The sequence below is a fragment of the Streptomyces sp. So13.3 genome (genome assembly GCF_005860785.2).
Taxonomy (GTDB): domain Bacteria; phylum Actinomycetota; class Actinomycetes; order Streptomycetales; family Streptomycetaceae; genus Actinacidiphila; species Actinacidiphila fildesensis.
In genome coordinates this window covers 2,181,792-2,196,837 of record NZ_CP048835.1, presented here as the reverse complement: position 1 = coordinate 2,196,837, position 15,046 = coordinate 2,181,792, and the positions used below count along the sequence as shown (strand labels likewise).

17 protein-coding genes are annotated in these 15,046 nt (G+C 71.2%); 12 read left to right on the top strand and 5 right to left on the bottom strand.

Annotated elements, in window-relative coordinates; translation table 11 throughout:
- Positions 1–44: 44 nt before the first annotated feature.
- Complete coding sequence (locus C8250_RS10005; RefSeq protein ID WP_138353878.1) at positions 45–740, bottom strand: glycerophosphodiester phosphodiesterase family protein; 696 nt, start codon at positions 738–740, stop codon at positions 45–47.
- 10 nt (positions 741–750) lie between these two features.
- Positions 751–876, bottom strand: coding sequence for a hypothetical protein (locus C8250_RS44455; RefSeq protein ID WP_269287308.1), 126 nt, complete (start codon positions 874–876; stop codon positions 751–753).
- Between the two features lie 364 nt (positions 877–1,240).
- Between C8250_RS44455 and C8250_RS10000 the strand changes: the two genes are divergently transcribed.
- The 6 genes from C8250_RS10000 (at position 1,241) to C8250_RS09975 (ending at position 6,463) form a co-directional block, all read left to right on the top strand.
- A complete protein-coding gene (locus C8250_RS10000) occupies positions 1,241–2,638 on the top strand; it encodes a DUF6421 family protein (RefSeq protein ID WP_138353877.1) in 1,398 nt (465 codons plus the stop codon).
- A 23-nt stretch (positions 2,639–2,661) separates the two neighbouring features.
- Entirely contained in the window at positions 2,662–3,423 is a 762-nt protein-coding gene (locus C8250_RS09995; protein ID WP_138353928.1) for an SDR family NAD(P)-dependent oxidoreductase, read from the top strand.
- Positions 3,402–4,496, top strand: coding sequence for a low specificity L-threonine aldolase (locus C8250_RS09990; protein WP_138353876.1), 1,095 nt, complete (start codon positions 3,402–3,404; stop codon positions 4,494–4,496). The genes C8250_RS09995 and C8250_RS09990 overlap by 22 nt, the downstream gene beginning before the upstream one ends.
- A gap of 151 nt (positions 4,497–4,647) precedes the next feature.
- Positions 4,648–5,043, top strand: a complete 396-nt coding sequence (locus tag C8250_RS09985; RefSeq protein ID WP_138353875.1) for an STAS domain-containing protein — start codon at positions 4,648–4,650, stop codon at positions 5,041–5,043.
- A gap of 74 nt (positions 5,044–5,117) precedes the next feature.
- Positions 5,118–5,717 carry a transglutaminase family protein gene (locus tag C8250_RS09980; RefSeq protein ID WP_138353874.1) on the top strand — a complete coding sequence of 200 codons (600 nt, stop codon included), beginning with the start codon at positions 5,118–5,120 and terminating at the stop codon, positions 5,715–5,717.
- Positions 5,718–5,749: 32 nt separating this feature from the next.
- Positions 5,750–6,463, top strand: coding sequence for a phenylalanine--tRNA ligase beta subunit-related protein (locus C8250_RS09975; protein ID WP_138353873.1), 714 nt, complete (start codon positions 5,750–5,752; stop codon positions 6,461–6,463).
- A 28-nt stretch (positions 6,464–6,491) separates the two neighbouring features.
- On the opposite strand, the gene C8250_RS09970 is transcribed toward C8250_RS09975, so the two are convergent.
- Together C8250_RS09970 and C8250_RS09965 are read right to left on the bottom strand one after the other, a co-directional pair.
- The gene (locus tag C8250_RS09970; RefSeq protein ID WP_138353872.1) at positions 6,492–7,247 is read right to left on the bottom strand and encodes a lysophospholipid acyltransferase family protein; all 756 of its coding nucleotides are present in this window, start codon (positions 7,245–7,247) and stop codon (positions 6,492–6,494) included.
- 141 nt (positions 7,248–7,388) lie between these two features.
- Entirely contained in the window at positions 7,389–7,832 is a 444-nt protein-coding gene (locus tag C8250_RS09965; RefSeq protein WP_232485043.1) for a DUF4395 domain-containing protein, read from the bottom strand.
- Positions 7,833–7,919: 87 nt separating this feature from the next.
- Here C8250_RS09965 and C8250_RS09960 point away from each other — a divergent pair, with 87 nt between their 5' ends.
- The 5 genes from C8250_RS09960 to C8250_RS09940 all read left to right on the top strand — a co-directional run bounded on the left by C8250_RS09960 (position 7,920) and on the right by C8250_RS09940 (position 12,574).
- Positions 7,920–8,333 (top strand): thioredoxin family protein, encoded by a 414-nt coding sequence (locus C8250_RS09960; protein ID WP_138353871.1) that lies wholly within the window; start codon positions 7,920–7,922, stop codon positions 8,331–8,333.
- 240 nt (positions 8,334–8,573) lie between these two features.
- Entirely contained in the window at positions 8,574–9,092 is a 519-nt protein-coding gene (locus C8250_RS09955; protein ID WP_138353870.1) for a flavin reductase family protein, read from the top strand.
- Between the two features lie 186 nt (positions 9,093–9,278).
- Positions 9,279–10,064: an electron transfer flavoprotein subunit beta/FixA family protein gene (locus tag C8250_RS09950; RefSeq protein ID WP_138353869.1), complete on the top strand. Its 786-nt coding sequence runs from the start codon at positions 9,279–9,281 to the stop codon at positions 10,062–10,064.
- A gap of 81 nt (positions 10,065–10,145) precedes the next feature.
- The gene (locus C8250_RS09945; RefSeq protein WP_138353868.1) at positions 10,146–11,108 is read left to right on the top strand and encodes an electron transfer flavoprotein subunit alpha/FixB family protein; all 963 of its coding nucleotides are present in this window, start codon (positions 10,146–10,148) and stop codon (positions 11,106–11,108) included.
- A 197-nt stretch (positions 11,109–11,305) separates the two neighbouring features.
- Positions 11,306–12,574, top strand: coding sequence for an aldolase/citrate lyase family protein (locus C8250_RS09940; protein WP_138353867.1), 1,269 nt, complete (start codon positions 11,306–11,308; stop codon positions 12,572–12,574).
- Positions 12,575–12,670: 96 nt separating this feature from the next.
- On the opposite strand, the gene C8250_RS09935 is transcribed toward C8250_RS09940, so the two are convergent.
- The gene (locus C8250_RS09935; RefSeq protein WP_138353866.1) at positions 12,671–13,657 is read right to left on the bottom strand and encodes a LacI family DNA-binding transcriptional regulator; all 987 of its coding nucleotides are present in this window, start codon (positions 13,655–13,657) and stop codon (positions 12,671–12,673) included.
- A gap of 151 nt (positions 13,658–13,808) precedes the next feature.
- Here C8250_RS09935 and C8250_RS09930 point away from each other — a divergent pair, with 151 nt between their 5' ends.
- Positions 13,809–14,792: an ROK family protein gene (locus C8250_RS09930; protein ID WP_138353865.1), complete on the top strand. Its 984-nt coding sequence runs from the start codon at positions 13,809–13,811 to the stop codon at positions 14,790–14,792.
- Positions 14,793–15,046 lie beyond the last annotated feature (254 nt).

Genomic DNA, 15,046 nt, shown 5'->3' with positions numbered 1-15,046 from the left:
TGTGTCCGGGGTGTTGCCCCGCGCCTCGCCAGGAGGCCTACCTGTCAGGCCCGTCCGGCGATCTGCGGCATCGCCCGACCGTCGATGGACGGCAGGTCGGTCACGATGCCGTCCAGCCCGAGTGCGTGCGCCAGGTCCAGCTCCTGCGGAGTGTTCACCGTCCACGCGATCACGGCGAGCCCGGCGTCCCGGCAGCGGCGGACCACGTCGAGGCTGAGCTGCGGCAGTTCCAGACTGACCATCCGGGCACCCACGGCCCGCGCGCGTGCCACCAGGTCCCGGCCGAGCTCGCTGGCGACCAGCACGCGGTGCGACTCCGGCAGCAGTTCGTGGATCTCGCGCAGCGCCTCGTCGTGGAAGGACAGCACGCTCACCCGGCCCACCTCGTCGCGGTCGCGCAGCACCTTCGCGAGCACCCGGGCGGCGGCCACGTCCTTGATCTCGGCCTGGATCGGTCCGGTGACCGCGTCCAGCACCTCTTCGAGGACGGGCACCCGTTCGCCCTGCCCCGCGTCCAGCTCGCGCAGCTCGTCGAGGGTGAGGTCGCCGATCCGGCCGGTGCCGTCCGTGGTGCGGTCCACCTCCGCGTCATGCATGACGACGAGCGCGCCGTCCTTGCTCAGGTGCAGATCGAGCTCGATCTGGTCCAGCCCCTCGCGCTCGGCGCGGGCGAAGGAACGCAGGGTGTTCTCGGGCTCCACGCCCATGACACCCCGGTGACCGACGGTGAGGAAGTTCATGGCCGACATCCTAGGGACGGGCGGTGACGGCAGGTGGAACGTGGTGTGACGGCGCGGAGTGCGAGGAGCGGACACCCGCCGTGCCGAGGACGAATCCGGTGATCAGGGCGGCGACGAGGACAGCGCGGGTACTCATGACCCCTCTCCTACCGCCGCCGGACCCCGGCCTGCCGGTTCCGTCACTCGTGTGAGGGCGTGCCGCCCGCCGGGCTGCCACCGGGCCGCCGGGATCCGGCGCGGGGATCGCGCGCGCCGGGAAGCTGGGCGAGACTGGAACGAAGTCGCTTTACGGTCATAAGGGAGCAATGTTCCGAAGGTCGGCCGCCCCATCATGACGCAACTAACAGAACTCATCGCGAGAACGGCGCATGACAGGAAAATGACCGGTCTTGTGGGGGGTCGCACAGGATAATCTGCTCCGACCCCCCTTGAACGGAGGAAGCTCGTATAGATACGCTTCCTTGGCGGATCAAGCGCGTTTCTTCTGTGAAGGAGGGGTCATGAGTGAAAATCTTTCGGCTGTAGTGGCTGACGGGGCCGGGATATCCGGCGAGGGCATCGCCTCGCATCCGGCGTGGGCCGTACTGAAGCAAGCCGTGGAAGCCATCAGGCCCTGGCAGCAGAAGGACGGCTCGATCGACTTCTCCGCCGAGGTCGTCCCGTCGCTGGCCGATGTGGAGCGCACCTTGGAGCGCGTCATCGACGCGATCGAGCAGCTCTCCCCGCTGGTGCCGCACGACACGGCGTACCACCAGGCGCTCGTCACCGACCTGCGCCGCTGGGCCGACGGCGGCTTCGGCGTCCCGGACTTCCTGGACTCGCTGCTGGCCTTCCAGCCCGCCGCCGACCGGCGCGACGGCCTGCAGCACCTGGTCGTCTTCCCGATGTACACGCAGAACGGCAACCCGGACCGCAACCTGGAAGCCGTCGCCCTGCGCGTCGTGTGGCCCGACTGGCTCGCCGAGCTGGAGCGGACCCGCTACGACAACCCGCTGTTCGTGCCGATCACGTTCCAGGACTTCACGCCCGGCTACGACACCAACTCCGCGGTGCTCTTCCCGGAGACCGTGGCCGTCCGCCAGGCGCCCGAGCGCTGGACCTGGGGCGGCATCTTCTGCGACCGCGAGGCCGCCCGCTTCCGGGCCGTGACCGCCGCCGCCGTGGACACCCTCGGCCTGGAACTGCCCGGTGAGGCCGCGCGGCTCATCGAGGACCAGGAGCTCTCCCAGCAGACGTTCGTGCTGTGGGACATGATCCACGACCGCACCCACAGCCACGGCGACCTGCCGTTCGACCCCTTCATGATCAAGCAGCGGGCGCCGTTCTGGATGTACGGCCTCGAAGAGCTGCGCTGTGACCTCACGACCTTCAAGGAGGCCGTGAAGCTGCAGGCCGAGGGCCACCCGATGGGCCTGGGCGTGCAGTACGCGATCCTCTTCGACCGCCTCTTCCGCTTCCCCGTCACCGGCGAGCGGGTCCGCAACTACGACGGCCTGGGCGGCCAGCTGCTCTTCTCCTACCTGCACAAGCACGACGCCGTACGCTGGACGGACAACACCCTGCACATCGACTGGGAGCTGGCTCCCAAGGTCACCAACCAGCTCTGCGCCGACATCGAGAAGCTGTACCGCGACGGCATCGACCGCCCGAAGCTCGTGCACTGGTTCGCCGCGTACGACCTGGTCGCGACGTACCTCTCGCCCCACCCGGGATCGGTGTGGGCCAAGGGCCCGGACGCCCTCGACCTGTCGCTGCCGCCGCGCAAGCTCGTGGACGAGGTGCTCGTCGACGAGTTCCCGCTGAGCATGTTCTATGAGGCACTCGCGAAGAAGCTGCGCGACGTGATCGCCTCGACCAAGGGGATCACCGCGAGCGGCGTCGTACGGACGGCGGCGTGAGCGACGCGGCCGAGGAGGCGAAGATGGCGAACGGGACCGAAAGCCAGGGACCGCTCCAGGGAGCGGTCATCGCGGTGGCGGGAGCCGGCGGTCCGGCCGGCCGCGCGATGCTCCAGCGGCTCGCCAAGGCGGGCGCTCATGTGGTCGCCGCAGACGCGAACCCCGAACGGCTCGCGCAAGCCGTCGACCAGGCCCGTTTCGACGCCGGCGGTGCGGACATCACCGGTGAGATCGTGGACCTGCTCGACCCCGACGCGACCCGTGAATGGGCCGAGCGGATCGAGAAGGACCACGGTCCGGTCGACGGTCTGGTCCATCTGGTCGGCGGCTGGCGCGGCTCCGCGTCGTTCACCGAGACCGACCTCGCCGACTGGGACTTCCTGCACAAGCTGCTGATCCGCACCGTCCAGCACACCTCGCTGGCGTTCCACGACCCGCTGCTGCGCAGCACGCGCGGCCGCTATGTGCTGATCAGCGCCGCCGGTGCCAGCAGCCCGACGGCCGGCAACGCCGCCTACGCCGCGTCGAAGGCCGCCGCCGAGGCCTGGACGCTCGCCATGGGGGACTCGTTCCGCAAGCTGGCGGGCACCGACCCGCTCACCGCGGCGGCCAGCGTCGTCGTCATCAAGGCGCTGGTGCACGATGAGATGCGGGCGCAGCGCCCGAACGCCAAATTCGCCGGCTTCACCGATGTGACGGACCTCGCCGAGGCCGTCACGGACATCTGGAACCGGCCCGCCGAGGAAGTGAACGGAACCCGACTGTGGCTGACGCCCCAACCGTGAGCGAGCAGCTCGCCACCGACGCCGTCCGGCGCCACGACCCCGAGGTCCGGGGCTTCGCCAGCGACAACTACGCCGGCGTGCACCCCGAGGTGCTCACCGCCCTCGCCCTCGCCAACGGCGGCCACCAGGTCGCGTACGGCGAGGACGACTACACCGCCCATCTGCAGGACATCTTCCGCGGCCACTTCGGCCCGCGCGCGGAGGTCTTCCCGGTCTTCAACGGCACCGGCGCCAACGTCACGGCGCTGCAGTCCGTCACCGAGCGCTGGGGCGCGGTGATCTGCGCGGAGTCCGCGCACATCAACGTGGACGAGTGCGGCGCTCCGGAGCGCGTCGGCGGGCTCAAGCTGCTGACCGTCCCGACGCCGGACGGCAAGCTCACCCCCGAGCTGATCGACCTCCAGGCGTTCGGCTTCGAGGACGAGCACCGGGCGCAGCCGCAGGTCGTCTCGATCACCCAGACCACCGAACTGGGCACCTGCTACACCCCCGACGAGATCCGGGCGATCTGCGACCACGCCCACCAGCACGGCATGGCCGTCCATCTGGACGGGGCGCGGATCTCCAACGCCGCCGCCACGCTCGGTGTGCCGCTCGCGGCGTTCACCACCGACGCCGGGGTCGACATCCTCTCCTTCGGCGGCACCAAGAACGGCCTGCTGATGGGGGAGTGCATCGTCGTGCTCACCCCCGAGCGGGTGCGCGCCATGAAGCATCTGCGCAAGCTGTCGATGCAGCTCGCCTCCAAGATGCGCTTCGTGTCGGTGCAGTTCGAGGCGCTGCTCGCCGGCGACCTCTGGCTGCGCGGCGCGCGGCACGCCAACGCGATGGCGCAGCGGCTGGAAGCGGCCGTCCGGGGGGTCGACGGTGTGACGATCGTCCGTCCGGTGCAGTCCAACGCCGTCTTCGCGATCCTGCCGCGCGAGGTCAGTGAGCGGCTGCAGAAGCGCTACCGCTTCTATTTCTGGAACGAGAACACCGGTGAGGTCCGCTGGATGTGCTCCTTCGACACCACGGAGGACGACGTCGACTCGTTCGCGGCTGCCATCGCCGCGGAACTGGCCGGACACTAGTCCCGCCACCGCTGTCCCACGGCCCGGCCACGGCCCGGAACAAGCCAACTTCCGCTGCTGTCCCAACCGTTGACTTCATCGCCGACCGGCGGGTATGACACGTACACATGCGCATCGGCGCACGCCCATCACCAGGAGTGGGGGGCCTGCCATGTACGACGATCAGCCCGCCTTCGGCGCCAGTCGGCGATCGGTGGCCGGGACCACCGTGGTCGAGCTGTGGGGAGAACTGGACGTCCTCGCCGCGGCGGGGCTGTCCCCTTTCCTCGACGCACTCGCCCGGGTGGCCGACTCGGACTTCATCATCGATCTGCGGCCCGTGACGTTCATCGACTGCAGCGGTCTTTCGCTGCTCTGCCGGTTCCGGATGCACGCCCTCGAGAACGGGGGCCGCATCCGGATCGTCAGCGCCGATCCGTCCTTCACGAGGCTGCTGCGGCTCACCCGGCTGGGGCGGGTCTTCGAGATCCATCCCGATCTGGCGTCCGCGCTGGCCCGGCACGCGGACGACGCCGGACCGGGCGCCACGAACGGTGCGATCGCCTAGCCCGCTCCTGAATAAGTATGCACTGATTCGTATTTCGATTGATCGGACGTGTGATCCTGCCTAGGGTTCCGAATATGGAACTCCTCCAGGACGTACCCGGTCCCGCGGCGTATCTCGCCGCCGACGACGTCATCGACCATGACCATCCGCTGGTGCGCGAGACCGCGGAACGGCTGCGCGCGGGTAGTGACGGCGCGTACGACTACGCCCGGGCGGCCTTCGAGTTCGTCCGCGACACCGTTCCGCACTCCGGCGACGCCGACGACCCCCGGGTGACCTGGCGCGCCTCGGACGTCCTGCGGCTGCGCACCGGTATCTGCCACGCCAAGTCGCACGCCCTCGCCGCGCTGCTGCGGGCCGAGGGGATTCCCACCGGGCTCTGTTACCAGCGCCTCACCGACGAAGCCGGTGGCAATCCGCTGGTGCACGGCCTCGTCGCCGTCCTGCTGCCCGGGCGGACGCAGTGGGCGCGGCAGGACGCGCGGGGGAACAAGCCGGGTGTGGACGCGCAGTTCTCGGCGGAGCGGGAACAGCTCGCCTGGCGGGTCCGCCCCGAGTTCGGCGAGGCCGACTACCCGGTGCTGTACGCGGCTCCGCCGCCGGCCGTGCTGGAATCTCTTCAGCGCGCCACCGACCGGCCGCACCTGTGGCAGCTGCTGCCCACCGCGCTGTGAACGCCGTCCCCGTCAAGGAACCAAGGTCTGCGATGCCCCCGACGAACCCCGCTCAGCCCCTGAACATCACCGTGGCCCCCGAGGTGCACGAGCTCGCACCCGGATTCGTCCCGCTCATCGTCGAGGCCCGGGGCCTGACCAACGGGCCGAGCGACGAGCGGAGCTCCGCGCTGCTCGACGACGCCGTGCGCCGGCTCACCGCGCGGCTGGCCGGCCGCGCCCCGCACGAGGACCCGCACATCGCGGCCTGGCGCGACGCGTACACCGCCTTCGGCGCCAAGCCGTCCCGCACCCGCAACTCCGCCGAGGCGCTGGCCAGACGCGCACTCGCCGACGGCGGGCTGCCGAGGATCAATCTCCTCGTCGACCTCTACAACGCCGTCAGCGTGGCCCATCTGGTGCCGGTCGGCGGCGAGGACACCGACCACATCCTCGGCGGGATGCGGCTGGTACGGGCCGGCGGCGACGAGAAGTTCGAGACCGCGGCCGGTGGCGAGCCGGTCGTGGAGCACCCCGAGCCCGGCGAGGTCGTCTGGCAGGACGACACCGGGGTCACCTGCCGCCGCTGGAACTGGCGTCAGGGCGTCCGCACCCGGCTGACGGAGGACTCCGTCAACGCCGTCTTCCTGCTCGAACGCCTCACGCCGATGCCGCTCGACGAGCTGCACACCGCCGCGGGCGAGCTCGCCGAGGGACTGCGTCTGCTGAGCCCCGCGGCCGAGGTGACGGTCCGCGAGGCGGACTGAGCCCGGCCGGGCGCCGTGGCGCGGTGGGTCAGCGCCTGGCCGCCCGCTCGTCGCGGTCCGCACGGTCCAGCTCGGCGGCCTCTTCCGGGGTGGGCGCGGTGCCGCCGAGGTGGCTGGGCAGCCACCACCGGTCGTCGGGGCCGCTCGGCTTGCCCGGGTAGGCGCGCTGCGCGTCCTCCAGCAGCTCCTGGACGCGCATCCGCAGCCGCCGGGTGAGCGCGCCCGGCTTCTCGCCCTCGTTCGCCCGCATCGGCTCGCCCACCCGCATGGTGATGGGGAACTTGTTGCGGCCGAGATGGCGCGGGTGCCCCTTGGTCCACAGCCGCTGGGTGCCCCACAGGGCCATCGGGAGCAGCGGTACGCCGGCTTCCTCGGCGAGCCGCGCCGCGCCGGACTTGAACGACTTCAGGGTGAACGACTGCGAGATGGTGGCCTCGGGGAAGACCCCGATGATCTCGCCGGCCCGCAGCGCGTCCAGCGCGTGCGCGTACGCGTGCATACCTTCCGAGCGGTCCACCGGAATGTGCTTCATCGCCCGCATCAGCGGACCCGACACCTTGTGCCGGAAGACCGAGTCCTTCGCCATGAAGCGGACCAGCCGCTTGTTCGGCAGCGCCGTCAGACCGGCGAAGACGAAGTCCAGGTAGCCGATGTGGTTGGAGACCAGCAGCGCTCCGCCCTTGCGCGGTACGTTCTCCGTGCCGCCGATGTCGAAGCGCAGCCCCTGCACACGGAACATGGTGCGGGCAACGCCGATGACCGGGGGATAGACGAGTTCAGCCATGTCCGGGTACCTGCTCTCTCCGGGGGCGGCTCTCCCGGCGGAAGTTACGCGCCCGTAGGTTCCGGTCGCTGATGGATCGTGCACCGACAACGTGCCCCGTGTCACCTTGCGTGCCCACGATCCCGCGAGATTCTCGTCACGTCACCCCGTCGCACGCCGGAACAAGAGATACATCTCGCACCCCAAGCAGTACCCGAAGGCAGCGTTGAGAAACGCCGCGGCCAGCGCGCAGCCGGTCGCGGCCATACCCAGCCACAGCGGTCCGGCGAAGTAGCCGACCAGACCGATGAGCGCGAAGACGAGCCCCACGGCCTGCGCGAAGCGCGGCGGCGCGGGGTCCTCGGTCTCCTGCGTCGGCCCGAGCCGGGGCCGTACGACGGTGGCGAACAGCCAGCCGTAGGGGGAGCGCCGCACGCCGGCCGCGGCGCCGGTCGCGAAGACCACCGCCTGTACGGCCAGCAGCCAGCCACTCCCGGTGACCAGGACGGCGGCCAGGACGACGGTGGTGAGGACGGCGCCGAAGCGGGGCCCGCGGACATCGAGGCTCGAGGCGGGGGCGGCGTTCGCGGCATTCATCGCGTTCATGGAGCCGATGATCCCGGACCGGGGCGCACCCGGCCCCACGGGAATCATTGCGGTCCCGTGAACGCTGCACCGCTGCGGGAGGAAAAGATGACGGGATTGGTGGTGTGCCTCGCTGTCCTTGCGGCGGCGAGCGCGTTCGGCCTGGTGCACCAGCGCCGGAACGGGAGGATTCGGGTGCGGACGAAGGACGGCCAGGAGCGGCTGACGGCTGCCGAGATCGGCGGGCCGCTCGGTGCGCGCGCCACGCTGGTGCAGTTCTCCAGCTCCTTCTGCGCCCCGTGCCGGGCCACCCGGCGGACGCTCGACGAGATCGCCACCATGGTGGAAGGGGTGACCCACGTCGAGATCGACGCGGAGGCCCATCTGGAACTCGTCCGCAGGCTGGCGATCCTGAAGACCCCGACCGTCCTCGTGCTCGACGCGAGCGGAGCGGTGGTGCGCCGGGCGGCGGGCCAGCCGCGCAAGGTGGACGTGATCGCGGCGCTCGGCGCCGCGGTGTGACGGCCGGCCCGCGGACCGGCGCATCCGGACCGGTGATCTTGTGATGGGGATCCCAAATCCCGGGCCGCTCTTGACGGAGCCCGCCTGCCATCGTCACTCTGACGTTATGTCGCGAGACCCCCTTCTTCACACGCGCGCGGATGTCGATCTCGGTCGCCATTCGAGTGCGCGCTGTCCGAGTTGTTGAGCGCCCCAGACGACCATTCGCCTCCGGCCCGACCGCTCCAGAAGGACAACTCCATGACTGCCCTGACCGACCTCGGCACCCTTCCCGGCACCGCCGCCGGCTTCGACCCGGCCGTCTTCCGCTCGGTGTTCCGCCGCCACGCGGCCGGGGTCGCCGTCATCACCGCGGCCGGCGACCGGCCGGTGGGTTTCACGGCCACCTCGCTCACCTCCGTATCGGCCGAACCCCCGCTGCTCTCGTTCGGCATCAGTACCGGTTCCTCCAGCTGGCCCACGCTGTCCGAGGTCCCGTTCGTCGGCGTCCATGTGCTCGGCGACCACCAGGAAGCGCTGGCCGCGACCTTCGCGCGCAGCGGCGCCGACCGGTTCGGCCCGGCCACCGACTGGCGCGAGGGGCCGCACGGTGTGCCGGTGCTCGGCGAGGTCTCGGCCTGGCTGGTCTGCCGCGTGCTGGCCCGTATCCCGGCGGGCGATCACCGGATCGTGGTGGCACAGGCCGTCGCGGGCGACCCGACGGGCCCCGGCAGCCCGCTCCTCTACCACCAGGGCGGCTTCAACGGGCTGCGCCACTGACCCGTTCCGGGCCGTGGCGTCGGCAACGTCACAGTTCATCACCCTTGCTTACGGGTGAGGAGCTGGGTGTACTGGCGAGTAACCTTCTGTTGGAACGCTGGTGCGTGCCGGTGGGGGGCCACCCCGCTAAGGCGCCTATGCTGCCTGCAAGGGCAGTTGACGAGACTAAGCAGTAGGAGAGCAGGCGTGAGCTTGAGGATCGTTGTCTGTGTGAAGTACGTGCCCGACGCCACGGGCGACCGTCACTTCGCCGAGGACCTGACCACTGACCGCGACGCCGTTGACGGTCTGCTGTCCGAGCTCGACGAGTACGCGGTCGAGCAGGCGCTGCAGATCGCCGACGCCGCCGACGATGCCGAGATCACGGTACTGACCGTCGGTCCCGAGGACGCCAAGGACGCGCTGCGCAAGGCGCTGTCGATGGGCGCCCACAAGGCCATCCACGTCGAGGACGACGCACTGCACGGCACCGACGTGTTCGGTACCTCGCTGGTGCTCGCCAAGGCCGTGGAGCACGCCGGGTTCGACCTGGTCGTGTGCGGTATGGCCTCCACCGACGGCACCATGGGCGTGCTGCCGGCGATCCTCGCGGAGCGCCTCGGCGTCCCGCAGGTGACCCAGCTGTCCGAGGTGTCCGTCGCCGACGGCAAGGTGACCGGCCGCCGTGACGGCGACGCGGCGAGCGAGCAGCTCGAGGCGTCCCTCCCCGCCGTGATCTCCGTGACCGACCAGTCGGGCGAGGCCCGCTACCCGTCGTTCAAGGGCATCATGGCCGCCAAGAAGAAGCCGGTGGAGTCCCTGGACCTGTCCGACCTGGACATCGACGAGGCCACGGTCGGCCTCTCCGGCTCCTGGTCCACGGTGGACGAGGCCACGCAGCGCCCGGCGCGCACCGCCGGCACGATCGTCAAGGACGAGGGCGAGGGCGGCAAGCAGCTTGCCGCCTTCCTTGCGGAGCAGAAGTTCATCTAGAGCAGCCTCGCGAGGCTGAAGTTCATCTGAGCCGCGACCCATCCGCCCCCGCCCCTACAGATTTCGCAGGAGACCGTACCCATGGGTGAAGTCCTCGTCCTCGTCGACCACGTGGACGGTGCCGTCCGCAAGCCGACTCTCGAACTGCTGACCCTGGCCCGCCGGATCGGCGAGCCCGTCGCCGTCTTCCTCGGCGCCGGTGTCGACACCGCCGCCCCCGTGCTCGCCGAGTACGGCGCGGTCAAGGTGCTGGCCGCCGACGCGGCCGAGTTCGCCGACTACCTCGTCGTACCGAAGGTGGACGCGCTGCAGGCCGCCGCCCAGGCCGTGGAGCCGGTGGCCGTCCTGGTGCCGTCCTCCGCGGAGGGCAAGGAGATCGCGGCCCGCCTCGCGCTGCGCCTCGGCTCCGGCATCATCACCGACGCCACCGACGTCGAGCCGGGCGAGGGTGGCCCGGTCGCCACGCAGGCGGTGTTCGCCGCGTCGTTCACCACCAAGTCGCGCATCACCACCGGCGTGCCGGTCATCACCGTCAAGCCGAACTCCGCCGCCCCGGAGGCCGCCCCGGCCGCCGGCACGGTCGAGCAGCTCGCCGTCTCCTTCGGCGAGCTGGCCACGGGCACCAAGGTCCTCACGCGCACCCCGCGTGAGTCCACCGGCCGCCCGGAGCTGACCGAGGCCGCGATCGTGGTCTCGGGTGGACGCGGTGTCAACGGCGCCGAGAACTTCCACGTCATCGAGGCGCTCGCCGACTCGCTCGGTGCGGCCGTCGGCGCGTCCCGTGCCGCGGTGGACGCCGGCTGGTACCCGCACACCAACCAGGTGGGCCAGACCGGCAAGTCGGTCTCGCCGCAGCTCTACATCGCCAACGGCATCTCCGGCGCCATCCAGCACCGGGCCGGCATGCAGACCTCGAAGACGATCGTGGCGGTCAACAAGGACGCCGAGGCGCCGATCTTCGACCTGGTCGACTACGGCGTGGTCGGCGACCTGTTCCAGGTCGTCCCGCAGCTGACCGAGGAGATCACCGCCCGTAAGGGCTGATCCCGAGGAACGCCTCCGACGGCCCCCGCACGCCTGGCGCGTGCGGGGGCCGTCGTGCGTTCCGCCAGGTCCGCAGGGCCGGGAAAGAATAGGAAATCGCGTTTTACCCCGACATCGGGCCGGTCCGGGTGTTGACCCGGTCCTGCGGCGCGGATAGCTTCCCTTCAACGGTTTGTTGAAGTTCGGGAGGCTGGCACATGACGCAGGGTGAGACGGTCGGCACGACGTTGGCGGACGCGGTACGAGAGGGCATCGGTGCCTCTCTCGCCGCGACCGACGCGGAGCTGGCCCGCCGCTACCCCGGGGACCCGGGCACCCGGCAGCCGGTGCACACCGTCTACGTCCCCGCCGACGCCTTCACCGCCGACACCGTCCGCAGCTGGGGCCGGCAGGCGCTGGCCGCGCTCGACGAGCACGCCCCGGACGCGGCGGCCCTCGCTCGGGTGCTGGGCCTGAGCGACGAGCTCGCCGGGCCGGTCCACGACCGGGTGCGCGCCAAGCTGGAGCGCGAGCCCGTCGAGGACCTGCGGATCGACTTCGAGGACGGCTACGGCCAGCGCCCGGACGCCGAGGAGGACGCCGCGGCCGTGGCCGCCGCCCGGATCGTCTCGGCCGCGGTTGAGGACGGGACCGCGCCCCCGTACATCGGCATCCGGATGAAGTGCATGGAGGCGGCGGTCCGCGACCGCGGGATCCGCACCCTGGACATCTTCCTCAGCACCCTGATGCGGTCCGGCGGCCTGCCGGACGGGCTGGTGCTGACGCTGCCGAAGGTGACCTTCCCGCAGCAGGTCAGCGCGATGGTCCGGCTCTGCGAGGAGTTCGAGAAGGCGCACGGCCTGACGCCCGGCCGCATCGGCTTCGAGATCCAGATCGAGACGACCCAGTCGATCCTGGGCCCCGACGGCACCGCCACCGTGCCGCGCCTCATCGACGCCGCCGAGGGCCGCGCCACCGGACTGCACTACGGCACCTTCGACTACAGCGCCTCCTGCGGGGTCAGCGCCGCCTACCAGTCGATGGACCACCCGGTCGCCGACTACGCCAAGGCGGTCATGCAGGTCGCCGCGGCGGGCACCGGCGTCCGGCTCTCCGACGGCTCCACGAACGTGTTGCCGGTCGGTCCGACCGCCCAGGTGCACGACGCCTGGCGGCTCCACCACGGCCTCGTCCGCCGCTCGCTCGCCCGCGCCTACTACCAGGGCTGGGACATGCACCCCGGCCACCTGCCCACCCGCTACGCCGCCGTCTACGCCTTCTACCGCGAGGGCCTCGACACCGCCGCGGCCCGGCTCGCGGCGTACGTGGCCAAGGCCGGCGGCGATGTGATGGACGAGCCCGCCACCGCCAAGGCGCTCAGCGGCTACCTGCTGCGCGGCCTGGACTGCGGCGCCGTCGACCTCGAAGAGGTCACCGCCCGCACCGGGCTCGGCCGTGCGGAACTCGACGCCCTGGCCGGCCGCTGAGCCCCGGGGGAGCCCCCACCGACCGTGCCCGGCCGGCGCGCCCTGACGGCGCCCGGCCGGGCACTGCGGTTCCGGGCCGGGCACCGGGGCCGCCGGCTACGGCGCCGGCGGGATCTCGCCCGAGCCGCGCACGATCAGCCGGGTGGGCAGCTCGATCCGGCGCGGCTTGTCCGATCCGCCGTCCAGCCGGCGGAAGAGCAGCTTGGCCGCCGCCCGTCCCAGTCCGACGGCGTCCTGCGCGATCACGGTGACCGCGGGGCGCAGCAGGTCGGCGAGCTCGAAGTCGTCGAACCCCACCAGGGCGACCGGACGCACCTCGCCGAGGAGCACCCGCACCGCGGTGACGGTGACCCGGTTGTTGCCGGCGAACAGCGCGGTGACCGGTTCCGGAGCGGCCAGCATCGCCGTCAGCGCGGCTCGTACCCGCTCGGGCGCGGTGGGGCCCATCGAGATCCACTCCTCGCTCACCGGCAGCCCCGCGGCGGCCATCGCCTCGCGGTAGCCGCGCAGCCGCTCGTTCGCGGTGTGGATCCGCAGCTCGTCGCCGATGAAGCCGATCCTGCGGTGGCCGTGTGCGATCAGATGGGCGACGCCCTCACGGGTGCCGCCCGCGCTGTCGCTGAGGACGACATCGGCGTCGATGCCGCCGGCCGGCCGGTCCACGAAGACGGTGGAGACACCGGCGTCGATCTCCGGTTCCAGATAGCGGTGGTCGTCGCTGGCGGGCACCACGACCAGCCCGTCCACCCGGCGGGCGCAGAACGCGAGGACCAGTTCCTGCTCGCGTTCGGCGTTCTCGGCGCTGGAACCGGTGAACAGCAGGGTCGAGTGCGCGCGGGCCACCTCTTCGACGGCCCGGCTCAGCGGCGAGTAGAAGGGGTCGGCGAGATCCTCCAGCACCAGCCCTATGCTGGCCGTGCGTCCGGTGCGGAGCAGCCGTGCGCTGTCGTTGCGCCGGAAGCCGAGGGCGTCGATCGCCTCCCGTACCCGCTGGATGGTGTCCGGGGTGACCCCCGGTTCCTCGTTGACCACCCGGGAGACCGTCTTGAGCCCGACTCCGGCCCGCGCCGCGACGTCCTTCATGGTGGGGCGGGGGGTATGCCCCGGGGTATGGGTCACTGTCGCGATATTCCTTGCCGCAATGAATGGACAACGTTGTCAGCGAAAGGAAACACTACTCCTAACCCCGCGTCACGTGCGGGTATCCGGCCAATGAGAGGGAGAACGGAACCCGATGCACTCCGACCGCGCCGCAGGCTCGCTGATTGCCGCACTGGACATCGGCGGAACGAAGATCGCCGGCGCTCTGGTCGACGCGAGCGGCCGGCTGCTCGTGCGCGCGCTGCGGCCGACCCCCGCCAAGCAGGACGGGGAGACGGTGATGCGCGCCGTCGGGGAGGTCCTCGGTGAGCTGCGCCTGGACGGAGGATGGCGGCGGGTGGTGGCCGTCGGCATCGGCAGCGCGGGCCCGGTGGACGCCTCGCGGGGCACCGTCAGCCCGGTCAACGTCCCCGGCTGGCGTGACTTCCCGCTGGTCGAGCGGGTGGCGCGGGCGGCCGACGCGCTTCCGGTCGTCCTGACGGGCGACGGCGTCGCGATGACTGCGGCCGAGCACTGGCTGGGCGCCGCCCGCGGCTACGACAACGCGCTCTGCATGGTCGTCTCCACCGGCGTCGGGGGCGGGCTGGTGCTCGGCGGCGCCCTGCTGCCCGGCCCCACGGGGAACGCGGGCCACATCGGCCACATCAGCGTCGACCTCGACGGCGACTCCTGCCCGTGCGGATCGCGCGGCTGTGTGGAGCGGCTGGCCAGTGGACCGAACATCGTCCGCCGGGCCCTGGAGAACGGCTGGGTGCCGGCCGGCGGCGCCGAGCCGACGGCCGCCGCCGTGGCGCAGTCCGCGCGCGCCGGCGACCCGGTCGCGCTGGCCTCCTTCGACCGGGCCGCGCAGGCGCTCGCGGCCGGGATCGCCGCCACCGCGACGCTCGTCGAGGTGCGGGTCGTGGTGATCGGCGGCGGGGTGGCCGGCGCGGGAGACGTGCTCTTCGGCCCGCTGCGCGCGCATCTGGCGCGCTACGCGACTCTGTCGTTCGCCGCCGGGATCGAGGTGGTTCCGGCGCTGCTGGGCACCGACGCGGGTCTGGTCGGCGCCGCGGCGGCCGCCGCCCAGGTGCTCGGACTGGCCGAGTTCTCACCGGAGTTCGCCCTGGAAGGGTGACCAGCGCTCCGATGACTGGCGGTACGCGGCGCCTGCGGAGTAGGGACATATCGTCCCGGATTCGGCTCCGCCCGGAGTGACGCAGCGTCATTCCACGAAAATGGCGATTGTTTGTGTTGAACAATGGTGGAAATTGGTGAGGCGAGATCCTCTAGCTGTTGCCGGTCATCCGGTCAGAAACCTTGACACCGCCTCCTCTTGGCGATGGGATCGCACCGCTCGCGTTCGGTTGTGTTCAGTTCCACCCACGAGGA